Source organism: Bradyrhizobium sp. SZCCHNR1051, from assembly GCF_032489615.1.
Classification (GTDB): domain Bacteria; phylum Pseudomonadota; class Alphaproteobacteria; order Rhizobiales; family Xanthobacteraceae; genus Bradyrhizobium.
Genome location: NZ_JAUEYJ010000012.1, coordinates 115,898 through 137,886, shown reverse-complemented (window position 1 = coordinate 137,886; position 21,989 = coordinate 115,898). Strand labels below are relative to the sequence as shown.

Here is a 21,989-nt window from a genome sequence, read left to right as displayed (position 1 = left end):
CTGACCGGAGGGGCTTGCCATGTGATTCGCCCCCGCCGGTAACGAAATCCAGAAGCCGTTGCTGGGGGTCATATGAGCCGTAACTATTTCGGGACCGATGGGATTCGTGGCCGCGCCAACGGCCTGATCACGCCGGAACTCGCGCTCAAGGTCGGGCAGGCCGCAGGTCTTCTGTTTCAGCGCGGCGAGCATCGCCATCGGGTGGTGATCGGCAAGGATACCCGCCTGTCCGGCTACATGATCGAATACGCGATGGTGGCCGGCTTCACCTCGGTCGGCATGGACGTGCTGCTGGTCGGCCCGATGCCGACGCCGGCGGTCGCCATGCTCACCAAGTCGATGCGCGCCGATCTCGGCGTCATGATCTCGGCCTCGCACAATCTGTTCGAGGACAACGGCATCAAGCTGTTCGGGCCGCAGGGCTTCAAGCTGTCAGACGATGTCGAGAAGCAGATCGAGCAGCTGCTGGACGAGTCGCTCGACAAGAAGCTGGCGCAGAGCGCGAGCCTCGGCCGCGCCCGCCGCATCGACGGCGTGCATGATCGCTACATCGAATTCGCCAAACGCACCCTGCCGCGCGACCTCTCGCTCGACGGCCTGCGCGTCGTGGTCGATTGCGCCAATGGTGCGGCCTACAAGGTCGTGCCCGAGGCGCTGTGGGAGCTCGGTGCCGACGTGATCTCGATCGGCGTGGAGCCGGACGGCTTCAACATCAACAAGGAATGCGGCTCGACCTCGCCGGAGGCACTGTGCCGGAAGGTACGGGAAATGCGCGCCGACATCGGCATCGCGCTCGACGGCGATGCCGACCGCGTGATCCTGGTCGACGAGCGCGGCCACATCGTCGATGGCGACCAGCTGCTCGCGGTCATCGCGCAGAGCTGGAAGGAGGACGGCCGCCTGGCGCGCGCCGGCATCGTCGCGACGGTCATGTCCAATCTCGGTCTCGAGCGCTTCCTGCAGGGGCAGGGGCTCGAGCTGGTGCGCACGCCGGTCGGCGACCGCTATGTTCTCGAGCGCATGCTGGCCGACGGCTATAATCTCGGCGGCGAGCAGTCGGGCCATATCATTCTCTCGGACTACGCGACCACGGGGGACGGCTTCGTCGCCGCGCTGCAGGTGCTGGCGACGGTGCAGAGGCTGCGCCGTCCGGTCTCCGAGGTCTGCCATCGCTTCGATCCGCTGCCGCAGATCCTCAAGAACGTCCGCTATCGCAGCGGCAAGCCACTCGACGCGGACGAGGTGAAGTCGGCAATCGACACCGGACAGAAGCGCCTCAACGGCCATGGCCGACTGCTCGTGCGCTCCTCCGGCACCGAGCCGGTGATCCGCGTGATGGGCGAGGGTGACGACCGCGATCTGGTCGAGGAGGTCGTCGATGAGATCGTTGCTGCGGTCGGCAACGCGGCTGCGGCCGCCGCATAATCATCAACCGTCATATTCGGCCTTTGCGGCCTGCCATCATCGTCTGATGGCAGGCCGTTTTGTTGGCAGCTTGTCGTCCTGCGCGCGAGAGCGGTGGGCTCGGGTCTGCCGGCGCGATCCGCGGCTCGTCGTAAAGCGGGCAGGGGCCAGGACAGGGCGATGCATCGATGAAATCGGCCAATCGCGGCGGGCAAGTCTGCCAATCCGTTACGTCGTGCCCGGGCTTGACCCGGGCATCCACGACGTTCCTTCCGAGCGCAACAAGGACGGGGCTGGCCGGGACAGGCCGGCCACGACGATGTGGGAGCAGACGGCGCAAAACGCAGATCGCCATATGCGATCGCTCCGTCTGGAGAGAGGCGACGTCGACAATTTTAAGTTGAACTAATTAGTTGATGATTACTACGAAGACGAGACGGAGATGACGAATTGTTAGGAGGTGTTGCGCGGTCGTTAACGGTTCTTGTGTGCTCAGGAAATATCAACCTTAATAATTAGGGTTAAGCGCCGCTTAAGCATTTGGCGCGATTGTACGGTCGTCAGTTGTGATGTGGGGCCGGATTCTCGATCGCCTCACCGGCCAAAGGGACGAAGCCAATGCGTAGCGTTAAGTCTTTGATCGCCGCCGGAGCGGCCTCTCTGTTTTCAACTCTCGCCTTTGCGGCCGACATGCCCATCGCGCCTCCTCCGGTCTACGCGCCGCCGCCGGCGGCCGATTTCGGTGGCTGGTATCTGCGCGGCGACATCGGTTTCAGCAATCAAAAGGTCAAGGACGTTCATTACTCGCGCGAGTCCGCCTACACGCCGATGACGTCGTTCAACCAGACCTCGGCGTTCGACACCGCGGGCATCTACGGTGTCGGCGTCGGCTATCGCTTCAACAGCTGGTTCCGCGCCGACGTCACCGGCCAGTATCGCGGCAATTCGAACTTCAAGGCCACCGACCGCTTCAATGCAACAGCGGGCGGCGTGCCCTACAGCGGCATCGACAATTACAGCGGCAGCAAGTCCGAATGGCTGGTGCTCGCCAACGCCTATGTCGATCTCGGCACCTGGTGGTGCGTGACGCCGTTCATCGGCGCGGGTGTCGGCGGTGCGCGGGTGACGATTTCGAATTTCACCGACACGGGCATCAACAACCTGCCGTTCACGACCACGAGCTTCGCGACGGCGCCGACCTCCTCGAAATGGAATTTCGCTTGGGCGGCCCATGCGGGTCTCGCCTACAACGTGAATCCGAACTTGGTGTTGGAGCTGGCCTACAGCTACGTCGATCTCGGTCAAGGGCAGACCGGCGTCCTGTCCGACTATGTCGGCAACACCACCGGCAACGTCTTCAAGTTCAAGGACATCACCTCGCACGACCTGAAGCTCGGCGTGCGCTGGAATTTCGACCAGCCTCCGCCGCCCCCGATGATGCCGCCCTTGATCCGCAAGGGCTGAGCCGAGCGGTCCTCATCACTGTAAACAATCAAGCGGCGCGGGCCTCCCGCGCCGTTTGGCGTTTCTGATCCCGCTGTTCGAACGCCTCCGCGCTGAAAGAATTTCCGTGCAGAGCGCTGCGACAACGAATGATTAAGGTTAACGCGCGATGATCGGAACAGAGAGTCAAGCGTTGATTGGAGCGTTGCGATGCGTAGCCTGGTGGTGGCGGTTTCGGTGTGCGGCATGATCTCCGCGGCGCAGGCCGCGGATTTGTCCGACCTTCCGATCCTGCGGGGCGGCCTGACCGAGGGCCTGAACAATTCGCGGGTCAACTGGGACGGCTATTACGTCGGCGTCCAGGGCGGCTACGGCTCGTCCGATGAGAATTTCAACGGCTCGACCAAGAACATCACGGCGGCGGTGCTTGCCAACACGCTGATCGAGAGCCAGATGCAGGTATCGTCGTGGAACCCCAATCTCGGCAAGCAGTCCTCGCGCGCATCTGGCTTCGGCGCCTTCGTCGGCTACAACAGTCAGTGGGACGACGTCGTGCTCGGCGTCGAGGCGAGCTATCTGCATGGCAAGTATGGCGGCATGGCCTCTTCGAGCCGCACGCTTGTCAGCACGGCCGCACTGTCTGACGGCAATTTTCACGCCGTGACCTCGACGCAGTCCTCGCAGATATCGATCACCGACATGGCAACGATCCGGGGTCGTGCCGGCTATGCAATGGGCTGTTTCCTGCCTTATGGGTTCTTCGGCCTTGCGCTCGGCAATGCAGATCTCGGCCAGTCCGTGACGGTTCAGGATCGGGTCAGCACCACTTTTCTGGGGACCTACACGCCGCTCGCGCCGCTCAGCGCCAACAACATTCAGCACAATCACCTGATCTATGGCTACAGCGCCGGTCTCGGCGTCGACGTCAATCTCGTCGGCGGCCTGTTTGCGCGGGCCGAATACGAATACATCCGCTTCACCTCGACCGTCGACACCAGCATCAACACGGTGCGCGCGGGCCTCGGCTACAAGTTCTGAGCTGTTTGCAAGCCTGTCCTGAAAGCTCATGTCCATCATGATCCGGCCTGCGCAACGCGACGACGTCGGCGCCATTGTCGCCATGCTCGCCGACGATCATCTCGGCCGGGCGCGGGAGCGTGTCGAGCAGCCGTTGCCGCAGTCCTACTATGACGCATTCGAGGCGATCGTGCGGGACGCGAATATCACCCTGGTCGTCGCCGTGGAGGCGGACAGGGTGGTCGGCTGCCTGCAACTCTGCATCCTGCCCGGGCTCAGCTCGCAAGGTGCGTCGCGCGCGCTGATCGAAGACGTTCGGGTCGCAATCGACCGGCGCAGCCGGGGCATCGGCGAGCAGCTGCTGCAATGGGCGATTGCCGAGGCCCGCAGCCGGCGCTGCAATCTGGTCGAGCTCATGACGCATCAGAGCCGCACCGACGCACAGCGCTTCTATGAGCGGCTCGGCTTCGCCAAGAGCCATTTCGGCATGCTGATGCGGTTCTGATCTAATCAGAGCGGCAGGCGGTAGGCTGCGACGGCGTTCGGGCCGAAGGCCTTGTCGCGGACCTCGGCACCGAGCCGGGCCAGGCAGTGCTGGAGCGCCTGCTTGATTTCGCCATAGCTGCCGGCGAGCAGGCACACCGGCCAGTCCGAGCCGAAGATCAGCCTGTCGGCGCCGAAGCAGCGTGCGACGTGCGCGACATAGGGAAACAGCCGCTCGGCATCCCAGTCGGTCCAGACGGCTTCCGTGGCGAGCCCCGACACCTTGCACCAGACATTGCCGCAGGCCCCGAGCTCGGCGATGCGATCGGCCCAGTCCTGATCGAACCCGGTTACGATCGGCGGCTTGGCGGCGTGGTCCAGCACGAAGCGTGCTCTTGGAAACGCGCGCACGGTCGCGATCGCCGCCGGCAGCTCGCGCGTGCGCACCAGCAGATCGTAGGTCAGGTCGTGCGCGAACACGATGTCGAGGCCGCGCCTGACATCGCCGCGATAGATCCACGCCGGATCGGCCTCGTCATGGACCTGGTGGCGGATGCCGACCAGCCTGTCGCCGCCGGGCAGGCCGCGCAGCCTGTCGATCGTCGACCCTACCGATGGATCGCTCAGGTCGACCCAGCCGACGACACCGGCGACGAACGGCGTCGCGTGCGCGACGCGCAGGAATTCCTCGGTCTCGTCGAGCGACGACCGGGTCTGCACAAGGATGCTGGCGTCGAGGCCATTTTCGGCGAGCAGCGGGGCGAGGTCGGCGGGACCATACGGACGGCGGATCGGCGCCAGCGCGTCGCCGGCCATCCACGGATAGTCGGCGCGACCGGGATCCCAGAAGTGCTGATGCGCATCGATGACGCAGCTCATGGCGCCTCTCCCGGCAGCGGCGCCCGGGCATCGATCAGATTGCTGGCGCGCAGGTCGCGCCAGAACGTGTCGGGGATTCGCGTCTGCGCCAACGCGATGTTGTCGGCCGCCTCCTGCGCATTGCGCGCGCCCTGCAGGCCGACGGTGACGGCGGGATGGGCGAGACAGAACTGGATCGCGGCGGCCTTGAGCTCGGTGCCGTGTTGCTTGCACAGGGCGTCGAGCTGGCGCGCGCGGGCCACCAAGGCGGCATCGGCATCTTCGTAGTTGAACTTCGCGGGCCCGTAAGGATTGGCGAGGATGCCGCTGTTGTAGATGCCGCCGAGAATGATGGCGATGTTCCTCGCGCGGCAGATCGGAAACAGCGCCGTCAGCGCGCCCTGGTCGAGCAGCGTGTAGCGGCCCGCCAGGAGAAAGCAGTCGACCGGAACGGCCTCGGCGAAGCGCGCCAGCATCTCCGACTGGTTCATGCCGGCGCCGATCGCCTTGATGCTACCGTCGTCGCGCAGCCGCTGCAGGGCACGGAAGGCGCCAGCCACGGCTTCGTCATAGTGGTCGTCGGGATCATGGACGAGCAGGATGTCGACGCGATCCAGGCCGAGCCGAACCAGGCTCTCCTCGACCGAACGCATCACGCCGTCGTAGGAATAGTCGAACTGCGGCCGCAGCGGCGGCGTGCCCTTATAGTGCGTATCTTCGCCCGACGCCGTCGGGTCCGGCCGCAGCAGCCGTCCGACCTTGGTCGAGATCACGTAGCTGTCGCGCGGCTGCCGGCGCAGAAACGCACCGAGCCTCTGCTCGGCGAGGCCGAAGCCGTAGAGCGGCGCGGTGTCGTAGAAGCGCACCCCGCGCGCCCACGCCGCAGCGATCGTGGCTTCGGCATCGCCATCGCTGACCGGCTCGAACAGGCCGCCGAGCGGCGCCGTGCCGAGGCCGAGTCGGGTGATGTCGAGCGGGCTCCTCCCGAGACGGACGCGTTCCATTGTTCTGTCCTTGTTGTTCGGCGCGTACAGATCGCGTCATTGTGCATGGATGCGTTCGGCGAGACAATGACGTCGCTTGGTGCAGCACAACGAAGAGGAGAGGACGATGTCGGCGATCAATCCACTCACGGCCTTCGGTGTCGTGCTGGCGACTGCAGCGACCGATGCGGTTTACGTCATGTTCACTTCGGCGGTCGTTGCCAAGCGGCGAGTGTCAGCGGCGACCTGGAGCTCGATCTGGTACATGCTCTCGTCCTTCGCCGTGATCAGCTACACCGAGAACTGGATCTACGTCGCGTTCGCGGCGGTCGGCTCCTGGATCGGCGCCTACGCCTCTATGACCTTCCTGCATCGTCCGCCGGCTGGTCAGGCACCGGTCGGTGCCGCACCGGAATGAATTGCATTCGCTTGCATGCCAGCACGACTGCGTGAACGCCGACAAGAGTGCGCGAAGTTCCTTGACGCGGAACGACCCTTCCCGTATTCACGCCGGCGGGACACCTCCCCCCAACGGGAGGCTTACTATCTGGAAGGATAGACGATGACTGCAGCGAAGCCCTCGCAGCGGCCTGCCGTGCCGCATTTCTCCTCCGGCCCTTGCGCCAAGCGCCCCGGATGGACCTCCGAAAATCTCAAGGACGCTCCCCTGGGCCGTTCGCATCGCGCGAAGATCGGCAAGGCCAAGCTCAAGCAGGCCATCGAGCTGACGCGCGATGTCCTCGAAGTGCCGGCCGACTACAAGATCGGCATCGTGCCCGCGTCCGACACCGGCGCGGTCGAGATGGCGCTATGGTCGCTGCTCGGTGCGCGGCCCGTCACCACGATCGCCTGGGAATCCTTCGGCGAAGGCTGGGTCAGCGACATCGTCAAGGAGCTCAAGCTCAAGGACGTCACCAAGCTGCACGCCGGTTATGGCGAGATCCCCGATCTGTCGAAAGTCGATCCGGCAAGCGACGTGGTCTTTACCTGGAACGGCACCACGTCGGGCGTGCGCGTCCCGAATGCCGACTGGATCAGCGCGAGCCGTGAAGGCCTGACGATCTGCGACGCCACCTCGGCCGCATTCGCGCAGCCGCTCGACTGGCCGAAGCTCGACGTCGTCACCTTCTCCTGGCAGAAGGCGCTCGGCGGCGAGGCCGCGCATGGCATGCTCATCCTCTCGCCGCGCGCGGTGGAGCGCCTCGAGACCTACAAACCGGCCTGGCCGCTGCCGAAGATTTTCCGCCTCACCAAGGGCGGCAAGCTCAACGCCGGCATTTTCGAGGGCGAGACCATCAACACGCCATCGATGCTGTGCGTCGAGGACTATCTGGACGCGCTCAACTGGGGCAAGTCGATCGGCGGCCTCAAGGCGCTGATCGCCCGCGCCGACGCCAACACCAAGGTGCTGGCGGACTGGAAGGCGCGGACGCCGTGGATCGATTTTCTCGCCAAGGATCCCGCCATCCGCTCTAACACCTCAGTGTGCCTCAAGGTCGTCGATCCCGCGATCACGTCGCTGTCGGCCGATGCCCAGGCGGAGTTCGCCAAGAAGCTGGTGTCGCTGGTCGAGAAGGAGAACGCCGGCTTCGACTTCGCGCACTACCGCGATGCGCCGGCCGGCCTGCGCATCTGGTGCGGCGCCACCGTGGAAGCCAAGGACGTCGCGCTGCTGACGCAGTGGATCGACTGGGCATTCACCGAAGCCAAGGCCGCGCTGCCCAAGGCGGCCTGACCCACGCTCGTCGTGCCGTCATTGCGAGCGCAGCGAAGCAATCCAGGGCCACGAAGAAAGTCTGGATTGCTTCGTCGCTCCGCTCCTCGCAATGACGAAATTCAAGACGCGTAGGGTGGGCAAAGGCGTGAAGCGCCGTGCCCACCATCAACGTCAACCGACGCGAAAGACGGTGGGCACGCTGCGCTTTGCCCACCCTACGATTCGATTGCTTCCACCCATTCCGGCGCCGATGCGCTGTCCCTCTCTCGCGAGAGGCGTGAAGGAACATCGTCATGTCCAAACCCAAAGTTCTCATTTCCGATGCGCTGTCGCCGGCTGCCGTGCAGATCTTCAAGGATCGCGGCATCGAGGTCGACTTCCAGCCCAATCTCGGCAAGGACAAGGACAAACTCGCCGACATCATCGGCGACTATGACGGCCTTGCGATTCGCTCCGCGACCAAGGCCACGGCCAAGATCATCGAGCGCGCCAAGCGGCTCAAGGTGATCGGCCGCGCCGGCATCGGCGTCGACAATGTCGAGATTCCCGCGGCGACCGCCAAGGGCATCATCGTGATGAACACGCCGTTCGGCAATTCGATCACGACCGCCGAGCACGCGATCACGATGATGCTGTCGCTGGCGCGCGAGATCCCGCAGGCCGACGCCTCGACCCAGGCCGGCAAGTGGGAGAAGAACCGCTTCATGGGCGTCGAGATCACCGGCAAGACGCTGGGCGTGATCGGCTGCGGCAATATCGGCTCGATCGTCTGCGACCGTGCGCAGGGCCTGCGCATGAAGGTGATCGGCTTCGATCCGTTCCTCACCGAGGAGCGCGCGCTCGATCTCGGTGTCGAGAAGGTCGAGCTCGAGGAGCTGCTGAAGCGCGCCGACTTCATCACGCTGCACACGCCGCTGACCGACAAGACCCGCAACATCATCGATGCCGCGGCGATCGCCAAGATGAAGCAGGGCGTGCGCATCATCAATTGCGCGCGCGGCGGCCTGATCGACGAGCAGGCGCTGCTCGAGGCCCTCGACAGCAAGCATGTCGCGGGTGCGGCGCTCGACGTGTTCGCCGAGGAGCCGGCGACCAGCAATCCGCTGTTCGGTCATGCCAATGTGATCTGCACGCCGCATCTCGGCGCTTCGACCACGGAAGCGCAGGAGAATGTCGCGCTGCAGATCGCAGAGCAGATGTCGGACTACCTGCTCACCGGCGCGATCTCGAACGCGATCAACTTCCCGTCGATCACCGCGGAAGAAGCGCCCAAGCTGAAGCCGTTCATCGCGCTCGCCGAGAAGCTCGGCTCGTTCGCGGGCCAGCTCACCGAGAGCAGCATCACCAAGATCCAGATCACCTATGAAGGCCACGTCGCCGAGATGAAGACCCGGGCGCTGACCTCGGCGGTGCTGGCCGGGCTGCTGCGGCCGATGCTGGGCGAGGTCAACGTCGTGTCGGCGCCGGTGATCGCCAAGGAGCGCGGCATGATCGTCGACGAGGTGCTGCGCGCCGGCGAGAGCGACTATGAGAGCCTGATCACGGTCGCGGTCACCACCGAGCACCAGGAGCGCGCGGTGTCGGGCACGGTCTACGCCGACGGCAAGCCGCGTCTCGTCGACATCAAGGGCATCCGTGTCGACGCCGAGTTCGGCAAGTCGATGATCTACGTCACCAACGAGGACAAGCCGGGCTTCATCGGCAAGTTCGCAAGCCTCCTCGGCGACGCCAAGATCAACATCGCGACCTTCCATCTCGGCCGCGTGGCGCCGGGCAGCGACGCGATCGCGCTGGTCGAGGTCGACGGTGCGGTGCCGGCCGAGCTGCTCGCCAAGATCCAGGCATTGCCGCAGGTCAAGCAGGCCAAGGCGCTGGCGTTCTGATGACGCGCTGGAGCGCGCGGTGCTTCTTGGTTGAATCGACTTAGCCGCTGGCTCAGTTCACCTCTCCCGTCAAGCGAAGCTTCGCTTCGCCAGAGCGGGGGAGGTCGGCGCGAAGCGCCGGGTGAGGGCTCCCTCCACTCGGGCAGCCTCAATTGAGGAGACACCCCCACCCCAGCACTCCCCCGCAAGCGGGAGAGGGAGCGCACATCCTTCGCGGTTCGCAACCAGACCTCAACTCTTCACGCGCTGGGCCAAATTGACCGACCGGAAAGGGGCAGCACGGCACCGTGGCCGTGCTGCCTTTTTCTGTGCTCGTCTGTGCTCGGCGGAATTTCAACGGCAAGCTTTGCGGTCGCACGATTTGAACCCGCGGACCTCTCGTGGCGTCTAACGCCCCGCAAGGGACCGGCTCCTCCGGTTCTCAGGGCTGGGATACGGAGAGATCGATGGCAATGCGAACGACGTGGCTGGTTACGACAACTCTCGTTCTCGGTGCCTCGCTGGCGGCGGCGCCGGGCCATGCTGCAAACCTCGACGCGACGTCCACCGTCGATGCCGTCACCGTGTATCCCGACGGCGCGACCGTGACCCGGGTCATCTCGCTCGACCTTCCCGCCGGCGACACGACGGCGATTGCCAAGGACTTCCCGCTCGGACTCGATGCGTCCTCGCTTCGTGTGGAAGGCGAGGCCGGCGCCAAGCTCGTGATCGGCACCGTCGACGCCAAGCCGCCGCGTGCGGCGCCGCCGGTCAACCTGCCCGACATCGACAAGCGCATCGAAGCGCTGAAGGACGAGCGCGCCAATCTCGATGGCACGATCGCCGCGGCCCTGGCGCGGAAGAAATTTGCCGAGCGTTTTGCCGAGGCGTCACCGGCCGGGCTCGGCGAGAAGGGCGAGGCGCGTCCGATCACAGAATGGCGTGCCGCGTTCGCCGCCGTTGCCGACGAGGTTGGACAGGCCGACGCGGCGATCCGTGATGCCGAGCGCAAGCAGCGCGAGATCGATCGCGAGATCGCGCGCCTGCAGGACAATCTCACGACGAAGCCCCCGAGCAAGCTGGAGGTGCGGATCGAATTGTCGGCTGCAGCAGCGACCAAGGCGACCTTGCGCGTGACCTACGCGGTGCGCAATGCCCGCTGGGTGCCGCTCTACGACGCGCGTCTCGACACGTCGGCGAAGGACCGCAAACCGGCTCTCGAACTGGTGCGACGCGCCGAGATCCAGCAGGCCACGGGGGAGGACTGGTCCGAGGTCGCGCTGACGGTTTCGACGGTGCGGACCGGACGCGGCGGCAGCGCGCCCGAGCTCAGGACGATCATCGCGCAATATCCGCCGCCGCCACAGCCAGCGCCGAAGCCGGCCGCCGTCAGCGCCGCGCGAGGACTCATGGAGAGCCGACAGGAGTTTCGCTTTGGCGGAGGGACGACGTTCGGAGATGTCGCGGACAAGGCCGTCGAGCAGCAGACGGTTGCGGAGATCAGCGCCTTTCAGACCGTCTTTCACCTCCCCGGACGCGTCAGCGTCGGTGCCAATGATGGCGCGAAGAGCCTGCGTATTTCCACCGCGACGATCACGCCCGAACTGACGATCCGTTCGGCGCCCGTCATCGATCCCACCGCCTACCTCGAAGCGAGCTTCCCGCAGAACGAGGAGGCACCGCTGCTGCCGGGCAAGGTCTCGATCTATCGCGACGGCATGTTCGTCGGCACCAGCAGACTGGCGTCGGCCGGCAAGGACGAGGTCGTTCATGTCGGCTTCGGGGCCGACGACAAAGTCAAGGTCGAGCGCAGTGTGGTCAAGCGCAACGAAGGCTCGGCCGGCCTGATCGTGACGACGGCGAAGATCGACGAGCGCACCTTCAAGACGACGGTCCGCAACGCTCACGACTTCCCGCTGAAGGTCGCGATCCAGGATCAGCTGCCGGTCAGCGAGAACGAGGAGATCGTGGTCGAGATGCTGTCCGCGACCACGCCGCCGACGTCGACGAACGTGCGCGATCGCCGCGGCGTCGTCGAATGGGTCATCGACGCCAAACCGGGCGAGGCCAAGGATATCGCCTTCGCCTGGCGGGTGCGCTGGCCGAAGGACAAGTCGATCGTGATGCAGCCGTCGGGTTGAAGCGGGGCGTGAGGCCACGGGCCGGCGCCGTTTGATCCATGACAAGCCGCCCGGTCCCGCTCCTGTTATGCGCGTGGGAACCCGTTCGATCACGTCCTGTCCGGCCGTGATCGAACTCGACCGAGAGCGCCGCCATGGAATCCGACCCGAACACCCGCAAGCAGGCCGTCGCCGTCGGCTACATCTTCCTCGCCGGCGTCGGCATGCTGCTGCTGCAATGGCTGCTGACGACCTACAACACGGTCGAAACCATTCCCTATAGCCAGTTCGAGCAGCTGATCGAGCAGGGCAAGATCACCGAAGTGGCGGTTGGCCAGGATACGATCCAGGGCAAGTTCAAGGACAAGCAGCCGGACGGCAAGACCTCGTTCATCACCACGCGTGTCGATCCGCCGTTGGCGGCGAAGCTTGCCGCGAAGGGCGTGACGGTGACCGGCGTACCCTCGGGCGGGCTGATTCAGGCGCTGCTGTCCTGGGTCGTGCCGGCGCTGATGTTCTATCTGATCTGGGTGTTCCTCGGCCGCAAGGTGATGGACCGCCAGGGCTTCGGCGGCCTGATGTCGATCGGCAAGTCGCGCGCCAAGGTCTATGTCGAGACCGACACCAAGGTGACCTTCGCCGATGTCGCTGGCGTCGACGAGGCCAAGTTCGAGCTGCAGGAGGTCGTGCAGTTCCTGAAGGATCCGAAGAGCTATGGCCGGCTCGGCGCACACGTGCCCAAGGGCATCCTGCTGGTCGGCCCGCCCGGCACCGGCAAGACGCTGCTCGCGCGCGCCGTCGCGGGCGAAGCGGGTGTGGCGTTCTTCTCCATCTCCGGATCCGAATTCGTCGAGATGTTCGTCGGCGTCGGCGCCGCGCGGGTGCGCGACCTGTTCGAGCAGGCGCGCAAGGCCGCGCCCTGCATCATCTTCATCGACGAGCTCGATGCCCTCGGGCGCAGCCGAAGCGGCGGCGGCCAGTTTGGCGGCTACGACGAGAAGGAGCAGACGCTCAATCAATTGCTGGCGGAGCTCGACGGCTTCGACCCAAGCTCCGGCGTCATCCTGCTCGCCGCGACCAACCGGCCGGAGATCCTCGATCCCGCACTCATGCGCGCTGGCCGCTTCGATCGGCAGGTGCTGGTCGACCGTCCCGACAGGGGCGGGCGGCTTGCCATTCTCAAGGTGCATGTCCGCAAGATCACGGTCGCCGACAGCGTCGATCTCGACAAGGTCGCGGCCCTGACGACCGGCTTCACCGGCGCCGACCTCGCCAACCTGATCAACGAGGCTGCGATCGCGGCGACGCGCCGCAAGGGCCACGAGGTGACGTTCGACGATTTCACGATGGCGATCGAGCGCATCGTCGCCGGCATCGAGAAGAAGAGCCGCGTGCTCAGTCCCGCCGAGCGCCGCCGCGTCGCCTATCACGAGATGGGGCACGCGCTGGTCGCAGCCAATCTCGTCGGCGTCGATCCGGTGCAGAAGGTCTCGATCATTCCGCGCGGCGTCGGCGCGCTCGGCTACACGATGCAGCGCCCGACCGAGGATCGCTTCCTGCTCGCGGTCAGCGAATTGAAGAACCGCATCGCCGTGCTGATGGGCGGACGGGCTTCCGAGCAGTTGATCTTCGACGGCGACGTCTCGACCGGTGCCGCCGACGATCTGCAGCGTGCGACCGAGATCGCGATCGAGATGGTCACCAAATACGGGATGGATGCGACCGTCGGGCAGCGCACATACGCGCCGCGTCCACAGGTCTCGTTCCTGCAGCCACAGGATCAGATCGTGTCGGCGGCGGAGGAGACCGGCCGCGAGATCGATCTCGCCGTGCGGGATCTGATCGCAGACGGCGGCGCCCGCGCTCGCGCGATCCTCGAAAGCCATCGCCCGGACCTCGAGCGCGGCGTCACGCTCCTGATCGCCAAGGAGACGCTGACCGCCGAGGAGTTTGCGCCGTTGCGGCCGGCCTCCGCTGCGGTCCCGGTCCGGGATGCCGTTGTCTCGAGCTGATCCGGGTTTCTACGGGGGGTGTTCGCAACCGAAATCTAACCATCGCCTGATCAGTTGACAAGCAGCTCACCTTAACAGATCGAGGTCGTCGATCGGGGACCGGGCGGAGTTCGTTACGTGCTGCTGAATAACCTGAAGATCGCCCCCAAGCTCGCCATCGTCGTCGGCGTGGCGATGCTGGGCCTTGCCGCGGCCGGTACGTTTGCCGGCACTCTGATGCAAAAGGAGATGGTCGACGCCCGCATCGAACAGTGCCGGGCGATCGTCGAGACCGCGCGTAACATGGCCATGGGCCTCATCAAGGAGGTCGAAGCCGGCAAGCTGACGAAGGAGGCCGCGCTCGACGAGTTCGTCAATCGCGCGAGAACGATGACCTTCGACAAGGGCATGGGTTATCTGTTCGCCTACACGATGGACGGCAACGTGGTGTTGTCCCAGGATCCGAAGCAGCGTGGCTCGAATGTGATCGATTTCGAGCTCAACGGCCGCAAGCTCGTCGTCGAGCTGCGCGACGGCGTTGCCAAGGACGGCGAAGTCACCTTGCACTACGAATATCTGCGTCCCGGTCAGGAGCAGCCGACCCGCAAGATCTCCTATGCGGTGATGATTCCCGGCTGGAATACGTTCGTGGGCACCGGCGTCTATGTCGACGATCTCGATGCGAAGATGAAGCCCCTGAAATGGCTGATCTGGATGGCCTGCGCGGGCATCGCGGTCATCGCCGGCGGGATCGCCTGGCTGATCAGCCGCAGCATCAGCGTGCCGCTCGATCGTCTCGGCATCCGCATGCGCGAGATCGCCGATGGCCGGCTCGATGGCGAGATTCCCGGTGTCGGCCGCGGCGACGAGATCGGCGGGATGGCCGCCACCGTCCAGATCTTCAAGGACAACGCGCTGCGGATGCGCGAGCTCGAGCAGGCCGAGGCCGCCACCCAGCAGCGCGCGGCCGCCGAGCGGACCGCGGCCATGCAGAACCTCGCCGCCGACTTCGAGCGCAGCGTCAACGGCATCGTCCGCTCGGTGGCGTCGGCGGCCGAGGGCATGCAGCACACCGCGCAATCGATGACCTCGACCGCGAGCGATGCCAGCTCGCGCGCCTCGACCGTCAGCGCCGCCACCCAGAGCGCCAACGACAATGTCGGCACGGTCGCGGCCGCGGCCGAAGAGCTGTCGAGCTCGGTCAATGAGATTTCGCGCCAGGTCGCCCGCTCCAGCGAGATTGCGAGCAAAGCCGTGGGCGACGCGGAGCGCACCAATGCGACCGTTCAGGTCCTGTCGACCGGCGCCGAAAAGATCGGCGAGGTCGTCAAGCTGATCCATTCGATCGCGGCGCAGACCAACCTGCTGGCGCTGAACGCCACCATCGAAGCCGCGCGCGCCGGCGAGTCCGGCAAGGGCTTTGCCGTCGTCGCCTCGGAGGTGAAGGCGCTCGCCAACCAGACGGCGAAGGCGACCGAGGAGATTTCGGCACAGGTCGCGGCGATGCAGACCTCGACCCAGGATGCGGTCACCGCCATCAGCGGCATCACCCAGACCATCGCGCAGATGAGCGAGATCACCAATTCGATCTCGACCTCGATCGCGCAGCAGGGCGACGCGACGCGCGAGATCGCCCGCAACATCCAGTCCGTCGCCGCAGGCTCCAACGAGATCAGCGCCCATATCGGCGGCGTCACCAAGGCGGCGGAAGCGACCGGCATGGCTGCCTCCGAAGTGCTGTCGAGCGCGCGCGAGCTCGACAGCCAGTCGGGCCTGCTGCAGCAGGCCGTCGATGGCTTCATGGCGAAGGTGCGAACGGCCTGATCAGGCCAGGGCGCGCCGTTGATCCGGGGCTCTCGGATCAACGGCGGCCGTCAAGTCGTAGGCGTGCCAGCCGTCACTTGGCTTTGAGGAAGTCGCCGACCTCCAGCAGCACGAACTCGTTGTCGTCGGCCTTGTTGGGATCCCGGCTGGACGAGAACGGCAGGTTGTTGTCGTTGCCGACGATGATGTGGGTTTCGTCGACGCGGTCGACATTCTCGATCGTGAAGAACGGGAAGGCGAGCACGCCGTCGTTGAGCGGCTTGCGCGCCTTTTTGTCCGGATCCTTGATCTTCATCAGGTCGATAAAGGCGATCTTGCGGACCGGCTTGCCGACGTTGGCGTCGGACAGTTCGATCTTGTAGACGCGCTTGAACTTGGCGAGATCGGGAAAGCAGTTGTCGCCGCGCGTGCCCTGCGGGCAGGCCTTGTCGCTGGTGCCCTCGCCATTGTCACGCTCGATGATCAGCCCCTGTGTGGGATCGATCATGTTGAAATCGCCGATGGCGTTGCCGTTCTGCTCGAACACATACTGCCAGTAGCGGCCGGTGAACCGCTCCGCCGCGACGTCGAATTCGAGGATGCGCGAGGCTTCCTTGCCGTCGACCTTCTCCCAGTCCTTCTTGTCGGTGTCCCACAGCGGACCTTCGAGCAGGCCATAGATGAACTTGCTGTCCACCGACGACGCAAAGCCTTCATATCCCTTCGAGCGCCGCAGGTTGACGTTCGCATAGGTCGCGCCTGGCGCGCCCGGCGATTGCACCGCCCAATGGTCGGGCGAGCGCACCGGCTTGCCGTCGGCGACCGTGTCGAACACGGCCAGCACCTTGCCGGTCCTGTCCGCCTTGATGACGTAGGGACCGAACTCGTCGCCGATCCAGAGATTGTCGCCGATGATCTGGAAGCCCTCGGTATCGAAATCAGCACCGGTCAAATAGCGCTTGGCGGTGTCCTCATGGACGATGCGGAAGGGCACCTTCCTGTCGGGATCATGCAGGAAGATCGTCTCGAGCCGCTCGACCTTGCCGCTGGTCCAGTCGATCTTGTGGTGGTTCAGATAGAGCATCGAGTCGGGCGAGTTGTAGCGCGAGCCCATGCCGTTGTCGGTGAGGACCCAGAACGTGCCGTCGGCCATCTTCTTGATGCCGGAGTGGCCCTGGAGAGGTTGTCCCTTGAACGGGAGCGACACCCCGGTCGGACGCTCATAGGACTTGCCCATCACGCTGCCGATCGCGTCGATGCGCTTGCCGGTGGTGTATTTGCCGGAGGTCTTGAGATCGTTCGGGGCATCGGCCGGCGCCTCGACGAAGGACTCGGCCGGCATCACGGCATGGCCGGAGAGCGTCGCCGGGAATTCGCCTTCGCCCTGGGCGAACGCTGTGCCGGCGCTCAGAACGAACGCGGCAACGGTGGTCAGCAGATATCGACGCATGGGAGGGCCTCCTGGGAGCTTGATCCACGCATCGTTCTGGACAGGAGGCCTGACGCGGCGCTGACATTTCGATGACAGCCGGATGATGCTCCCCGGTCTTCATGAGGCGTCTTGCCGCACGCTCACGTCTTGAGTCGGTCACCCGTGCCGGGAGGCCGGATCGGGACCCGCGACGCGATGATCACGCCGGCAATGACCAGCGCGTAGCCCGCAAGGTGGAACAGCCTGAGCTCCTCGCCGAGGAGCAGGATCGCGAGCACCGAGCCGAACAATGGCACCAGATGGAGGAACGGCGCGGCGCGGTTCGGTCCGATCAGGCTGATGCCGCGATTGAAGAACAGGTAGGCCAGTGTCGACGCAAACACGACCACGTAGCCGAGCGTCAGGACCGACAGCAGATCGGGCTTGAGCACGAAGCCCGACGCGTATTCCCAAGCCGCGAACGGCAGCAGCAGCACGGCGCCGGCCGCCGTGCAGGCTGAGATCAGCGACAGCTGGTGCACCGCCGGCCGTCGCGTCATGGCGGCCGAGTAGAGCCCGAATACCATCAGCGCGCCCGCAAACATCAGGTCACCGCGGTTGAATTGGATGCCGGCGAGCGCACCGAGATCGCCGCGCAGCAGGATCACCAGCACGCCGATCAGCGACATCGCAATGCCGGCGAATTGGGCGATGGTCAGGCGCACACCGAACAAGGCCAGCGACCACAGCGCGACGAACAGCGGCGTCGAGGATTGGATCAGGAGACCGTTCAGCGCCTGGGTATATTGCATCGCCCAATAGGACAGCGCGTTGTTGATGGCAAAGCCCGTCAGCGACAACAGCAGGATCAGCGGCCAATGCGCGCGCAATGTTCGCCAGTCGCGGGCGAGATGCGCGCGGGCGAAAGGCCACAGCATCAGGAACGTTCCGACCCAGCGGATGCAGGACAAGGTCAGCGGCGGGACATGACCGGCCACATAGCGCGCGAGCACGATGTTGCCGGCCCAGAACAGCGAGGCCAGCGTGAGCAGCAGATAGGGCTGGTTGTTCAGCCAGGAGAGCGGATGACGGTGTGGGGCAGGCAAAGGCAGCCAAGCGTGCTTGGAGAGACGAGGCAATCTGGGCTGAATCGTATCCCCTCGCAAGCCGGCGCAGCGGATTGGTGCCATGCATCGGACAGCAAAGGGCCGCGGGGGCGCGCGCAGGACGTGGATATCAGGTCGCCTGCTTGCGCGACGCCACGAACACGCCGGCGAGCACCAGCACGAAGCCGATCACGTGGAAGACCTCCGGCTGCTCGCCGAGGAACACGAAGGCCATGATCGAGCCGAACACCGGGACCACGTGAAAGAACGGCGCGGCGCGATTGGCGCCGATCAGGAGCACGCCGCGATTGAAGCAGAGATAGGCGATCGTCGAAGGAAAGATCGCGACGTAGAGCAGCGACAACAGGTTCTGCGCGTCGAGCGCCATGACCGGTCGCGCGTTGATTTCCCAGATCAGCAGCGGAATGAGGCTGGCTGCGCCGCAACCGAAGGTGAAGGCGACCATCGACAGGCCGTGGATCTGCGGCCGCTTGATCGTCAGCACCGAGTAGAAGCCGAACACCGCCATCGCCAGCAGGAAGATCAGATCCCCTCTGTTGAAGCTGATGTCGGCCAGCGCGGTGGGGTGACCGCGCGTCAGGATGAGCAGCACGCCCACGAGCGACAGCACGATGCCGATGGCCTGCGCCAGGGTCAGGTGCACGCGCAACAGCAGCATCGACCAAATTGCCACGATCAGCGGACCAGCCGACTGCAGCAGCAGGGTGTTGAGTGCCTGCGTATATTCGAGCGACCAGTATTGCAGCGTGTTGAAGGCGCCGATGCCCGTCACGGACAACGCGATCATGATGCCGAGCCGCGACCGGATCGCGGGCCAGTCCTGGCGCAGTTGTTTCCAGGCGAGCGGCAGGATCAGCAGGAAGGCGAGCGACCAGCGCAGGAACGACAATGTCACCGGCGGGATGTGGCCGGCGGCAAGCCGCCCGACGATCGAGTTGCCGGCCCAGCACAGCGCCGTGATGCTGAGCAGCACATAGGGCTGGTTGGCGATCCAGGCGCGCGCGGGCGCGGCGGACGCGGTGGGATCGGCGGCGGACATGCGGCGGTGTTGGCCTGGTTCGATGCGCCGCGGCGCGCGGCCGGGATGTCCGGCCGCCGTTCCTCCCGGCGCTTTCGACAGACACCAATTGCAGCTGCCTATCAAGAGGGCAGATGCATCGCGACCATGCAGCGATGGCCGTCGTCAAGATCGCGCACGAGCGTGTCCCCGGTGCGGTCTCCGCGGTCCGGATCGCACCGCGAGCGATTTGAGGCCCTCCGCACTGACCAGATAGGCGACGACGAGGGCGGCGATGGCAGCTAAGACGGTGAGGGGCGGTGCAACGAAGCCGAACCATGCGCCGGCCGGTGTGAAGGGCACGACCAGTGCGACGGCGAGCGCGGTGAGCGACGACGCCGTCAGCATCGGATCCGCCCGGTTGCTCCATGGCCGCCCATTGGTCCGGATGATGAAGATGACGAGAATCTGGGTTGCCATCGATTCGAGGAACCATGCGGTGCGGAATTCATCGGGCGTCGCATGGAACAAATACAGCAGCGCGCCGAAGGTGAGAAAGTCGAACAGGGACGACAGGGGCCCCATGATCGCGGCAAAGCGCATGAGCCGCTTCATGTCCCAGCGCTGCGGCCGCGCGGTCGCCTGCCGGCTCACGCGGTCGAACGGAATGCCGAGCTCGGAGAGATCGTAGAGCAGATTGTTGAGCAGGATCTGCGTCGGCAGCATCGGCAGGAACGGCAGCACCATCGATGCGGCGGCCATCGACAGCATGTTGCCGACATTCGAGCTCGCGCCCATTCGGACATACTTCAGGATGTTGGCGAAGGTGCGTCGGCCTTCTTCGACGCCGTTGGCGACGACGTCGAGATCAGAGGCGAGCAGGATGATGTCGGCGGCCGATTGGGCGACGCCGGTGGCGCCTTCGACGGACAGGCCGATGTCGGCCGCCTTCAGCGCCGGCGCATCGTTGATGCCGTCCCCGAGGAAGCCAACGATCTCGCCGGAGGCCTGCAGCGCCTTGACGATGCGCGATTTCTGATCGGGCGCGAGACGGCCGAACGCATCGGCCGAGTGCACCTGCACCGCGAGCGCGTCGTCGCTGAGCTCGGCGATGTCGCTGCCGGACAGCACGCGATCCGCCTTCAGCCCGACCAGGCCGGCCAGCCGCTTGACCACGACGGGATCGTCGCCGGAGAGGATCTTCAGCGCGATGCCGGCGCGGGCAAGCTGCGCGATCGCAGCCGCCGCGGTCGGCTTGGGCGGATCGGCGAACGCGCACAGCCCTTCGAAGATCAGTTCCTGCTCGTCGTCGGTTTCGATCTCGCGCGGCGCGCCGTTCCACGGCCGTGACGCGATCGCGACCGTGCGCAAGCCCTCGCGTGCGAGCGCGTGAACGCGCTCGTACATCTCGGTGCGGCCGTTGTCGTCGAGCGGCGCGAACGTGCCGCCATGCCGCTGCTGCGTACACAACTCGATCACCGCCTCAGGCGCGCCCTTCACGATCAGGATCCGATCCTGGCCGCGGATCGCCAGCACCGAGCCGAGCCGGCGCGAGAAGTCGAAGGTCTGCTGGCCGCCCAAAGACCATCCCTCGGCCGCATGATTGGCGCCTGCGACGAGCGCGCAATCGAGCGAGCCGCGATCACCGCCGAGTGCGGCCGCGATCGCGCCGAGCTCGGCAGCTCGCGGATGGTCGGTGCCGTCGGGCGCGACGCTGCGGGCGAGCGTGATCTCCGCGGATGTCAGTGTTCCCGTCTTGTCGGTGCACAGCACCGACATCGCGCCGAGATCATGAATCGCCGCAAGCCGCTTCACGATCACCTTGCGCTTGGCCATGCGCAGTGCGCCGCGCGACAGTGTCACCGTCGTGATCATCGGCAGCAGCTCGGGCGTCAATCCGACCGCGAGCGCGACCGAGAACAACAGCGAGTCGAGCACATCGCGTCCGAATACGACGCGAACCGTGAGCACGATCACGACCAGGGCCAGCGTAAGCCGCGCGATGACGAGGCCGAATTCATGCAGGTCGCGCTCGAACGGCGTGCGCGCCTGCCCCTCGGCGAGCGCCGCGGCGGCCGCGCCGAACATCGTGTTCGGTCCAGTGTTGACGACGATGGCGACGGCCTCGCCGGTCTGCGCCACCGAGCCGCGGAACAGCGCATTCGACGTGTCGTTCTCAACGGCCGGAATGCCGGCCTGTTTCGTCACGGGATAGGGCTCTCCCGTGAGCGCCGCCTCGCCGGCGGTGAACGCCTTGCTTTCGATGACCAGCGCATCGGCAGGAACGATGTCGCCCGCGCGTACGCGCAGGATGTCTCCGGGAACGACCGCCTCGACGTCGATCTGGCGATAGGCGCCATCCCGCTTGACCTCGGCCTTCAAGGCGACGGAGCGGCGGAGCTCCTCGGCCGCCTTGACGGCATGTCCCTCCTGAACCGTGTCGAGGCCGATCGACAGCGTCAGGATGAGAACGATGATGGCGCCGCCGATCACGTCTCCCGTCACCATCGAGATGATGCCCGCCACCAGCAGGATCAGCGACAGCGGCTCGAGCAGGCGGCGGAGCACGGCGCGCAACGGACCCACGACGTGCGAGGGCGCATCGGCGTTGTGGCCGTAGCGTTGCAGCCGCTGCTCGGCGTCGGCCGCGCCGAGACCGTTCAGGTCGCAGCCGAGCGTCGCGCCCGCCTGCGCGGGCGACAGGCGCCAAAATTGGTGCGGGCCGGAGGTCGTCTCAGTGCTCACGCGGGCCTGTCCAGGTTGGTGGATGAAT

Annotated in this window: 16 protein-coding genes; 10 read left to right on the top strand and 6 right to left on the bottom strand. The window is 65.5% G+C overall.

Annotation, left to right across the window (positions count from 1 at the left end; translation table 11 throughout):
- Nucleotides 1-72: 72 nt before the first annotated feature.
- The 4 genes from glmM to QW868_RS16630 all read left to right on the top strand — a co-directional run bounded on the left by glmM (nucleotide 73) and on the right by QW868_RS16630 (nucleotide 4,369).
- Nucleotides 73-1,425, top strand: coding sequence for a phosphoglucosamine mutase (gene glmM / locus QW868_RS16645; RefSeq protein WP_315733925.1), 1,353 nt, complete (start codon nucleotides 73-75; stop codon nucleotides 1,423-1,425).
- A 597-nt stretch (nucleotides 1,426-2,022) separates the two neighbouring features.
- Nucleotides 2,023-2,868: an outer membrane protein gene (locus QW868_RS16640; protein ID WP_315778051.1), complete on the top strand. Its 846-nt coding sequence runs from the start codon at nucleotides 2,023-2,025 to the stop codon at nucleotides 2,866-2,868.
- A gap of 189 nt (nucleotides 2,869-3,057) precedes the next feature.
- Nucleotides 3,058-3,885: an outer membrane protein gene (locus QW868_RS16635; RefSeq protein ID WP_315733923.1), complete on the top strand. Its 828-nt coding sequence runs from the start codon at nucleotides 3,058-3,060 to the stop codon at nucleotides 3,883-3,885.
- 28 nt (nucleotides 3,886-3,913) lie between these two features.
- On the top strand, nucleotides 3,914-4,369 hold the full coding sequence (locus QW868_RS16630; RefSeq protein ID WP_316230977.1) for a GNAT family N-acetyltransferase: 456 nt from the start codon (nucleotides 3,914-3,916) through the stop codon (nucleotides 4,367-4,369).
- A gap of 5 nt (nucleotides 4,370-4,374) precedes the next feature.
- On the opposite strand, the gene QW868_RS16625 is transcribed toward QW868_RS16630, so the two are convergent.
- Nucleotides 4,375-5,226 (bottom strand): amidohydrolase family protein, encoded by an 852-nt coding sequence (locus QW868_RS16625; protein ID WP_316230976.1) that lies wholly within the window; start codon nucleotides 5,224-5,226, stop codon nucleotides 4,375-4,377.
- Nucleotides 5,223-6,209: an aldo/keto reductase gene (locus QW868_RS16620; protein WP_316230975.1), complete on the bottom strand. Its 987-nt coding sequence runs from the start codon at nucleotides 6,207-6,209 to the stop codon at nucleotides 5,223-5,225. Before QW868_RS16620 ends, QW868_RS16625 begins: the two co-directional genes overlap by 4 nt.
- A gap of 106 nt (nucleotides 6,210-6,315) precedes the next feature.
- Here QW868_RS16620 and QW868_RS16615 point away from each other — a divergent pair, with 106 nt between their 5' ends.
- From QW868_RS16615 to QW868_RS16590, 6 genes are all read left to right on the top strand, one after another.
- The gene (locus QW868_RS16615) at nucleotides 6,316-6,606 is read left to right on the top strand and encodes a hypothetical protein (protein ID WP_315733919.1); all 291 of its coding nucleotides are present in this window, start codon (nucleotides 6,316-6,318) and stop codon (nucleotides 6,604-6,606) included.
- 144 nt (nucleotides 6,607-6,750) lie between these two features.
- The gene (locus tag QW868_RS16610; RefSeq protein ID WP_316230974.1) at nucleotides 6,751-7,923 is read left to right on the top strand and encodes a phosphoserine transaminase; all 1,173 of its coding nucleotides are present in this window, start codon (nucleotides 6,751-6,753) and stop codon (nucleotides 7,921-7,923) included.
- A gap of 275 nt (nucleotides 7,924-8,198) precedes the next feature.
- Nucleotides 8,199-9,788, top strand: a complete 1,590-nt coding sequence (gene serA, locus QW868_RS16605) for a phosphoglycerate dehydrogenase (protein ID WP_316230973.1) — start codon at nucleotides 8,199-8,201, stop codon at nucleotides 9,786-9,788.
- A 452-nt stretch (nucleotides 9,789-10,240) separates the two neighbouring features.
- Nucleotides 10,241-11,908: a mucoidy inhibitor MuiA family protein gene (locus QW868_RS16600; RefSeq protein WP_316231006.1), complete on the top strand. Its 1,668-nt coding sequence runs from the start codon at nucleotides 10,241-10,243 to the stop codon at nucleotides 11,906-11,908.
- Nucleotides 11,909-12,042: 134 nt separating this feature from the next.
- Entirely contained in the window at nucleotides 12,043-13,899 is a 1,857-nt protein-coding gene (ftsH, locus tag QW868_RS16595; protein WP_315733916.1) for an ATP-dependent zinc metalloprotease FtsH, read from the top strand.
- A 117-nt stretch (nucleotides 13,900-14,016) separates the two neighbouring features.
- Nucleotides 14,017-15,702, top strand: a complete 1,686-nt coding sequence (locus QW868_RS16590) for a methyl-accepting chemotaxis protein (RefSeq protein ID WP_315771877.1) — start codon at nucleotides 14,017-14,019, stop codon at nucleotides 15,700-15,702.
- A 73-nt stretch (nucleotides 15,703-15,775) separates the two neighbouring features.
- Here the strand turns inward: QW868_RS16590 and QW868_RS16585 are convergent, their stop codons facing one another.
- The 4 genes from QW868_RS16585 to mgtA all read right to left on the bottom strand — a co-directional run bounded on the left by QW868_RS16585 (nucleotide 15,776) and on the right by mgtA (nucleotide 21,961).
- Entirely contained in the window at nucleotides 15,776-17,131 is a 1,356-nt protein-coding gene (locus QW868_RS16585) for an esterase-like activity of phytase family protein (RefSeq protein ID WP_316230972.1), read from the bottom strand.
- A 122-nt stretch (nucleotides 17,132-17,253) separates the two neighbouring features.
- A complete protein-coding gene (locus tag QW868_RS16580; protein ID WP_316230971.1) occupies nucleotides 17,254-18,231 on the bottom strand; it encodes a DMT family transporter in 978 nt (325 codons plus the stop codon).
- Between the two features lie 97 nt (nucleotides 18,232-18,328).
- Nucleotides 18,329-19,258, bottom strand: coding sequence for a DMT family transporter (locus QW868_RS16575; protein WP_315778059.1), 930 nt, complete (start codon nucleotides 19,256-19,258; stop codon nucleotides 18,329-18,331).
- A 144-nt stretch (nucleotides 19,259-19,402) separates the two neighbouring features.
- Nucleotides 19,403-21,961 (bottom strand): magnesium-translocating P-type ATPase, encoded by a 2,559-nt coding sequence (gene mgtA, locus QW868_RS16570; protein ID WP_316230970.1) that lies wholly within the window; start codon nucleotides 21,959-21,961, stop codon nucleotides 19,403-19,405.
- Nucleotides 21,962-21,989 lie beyond the last annotated feature (28 nt).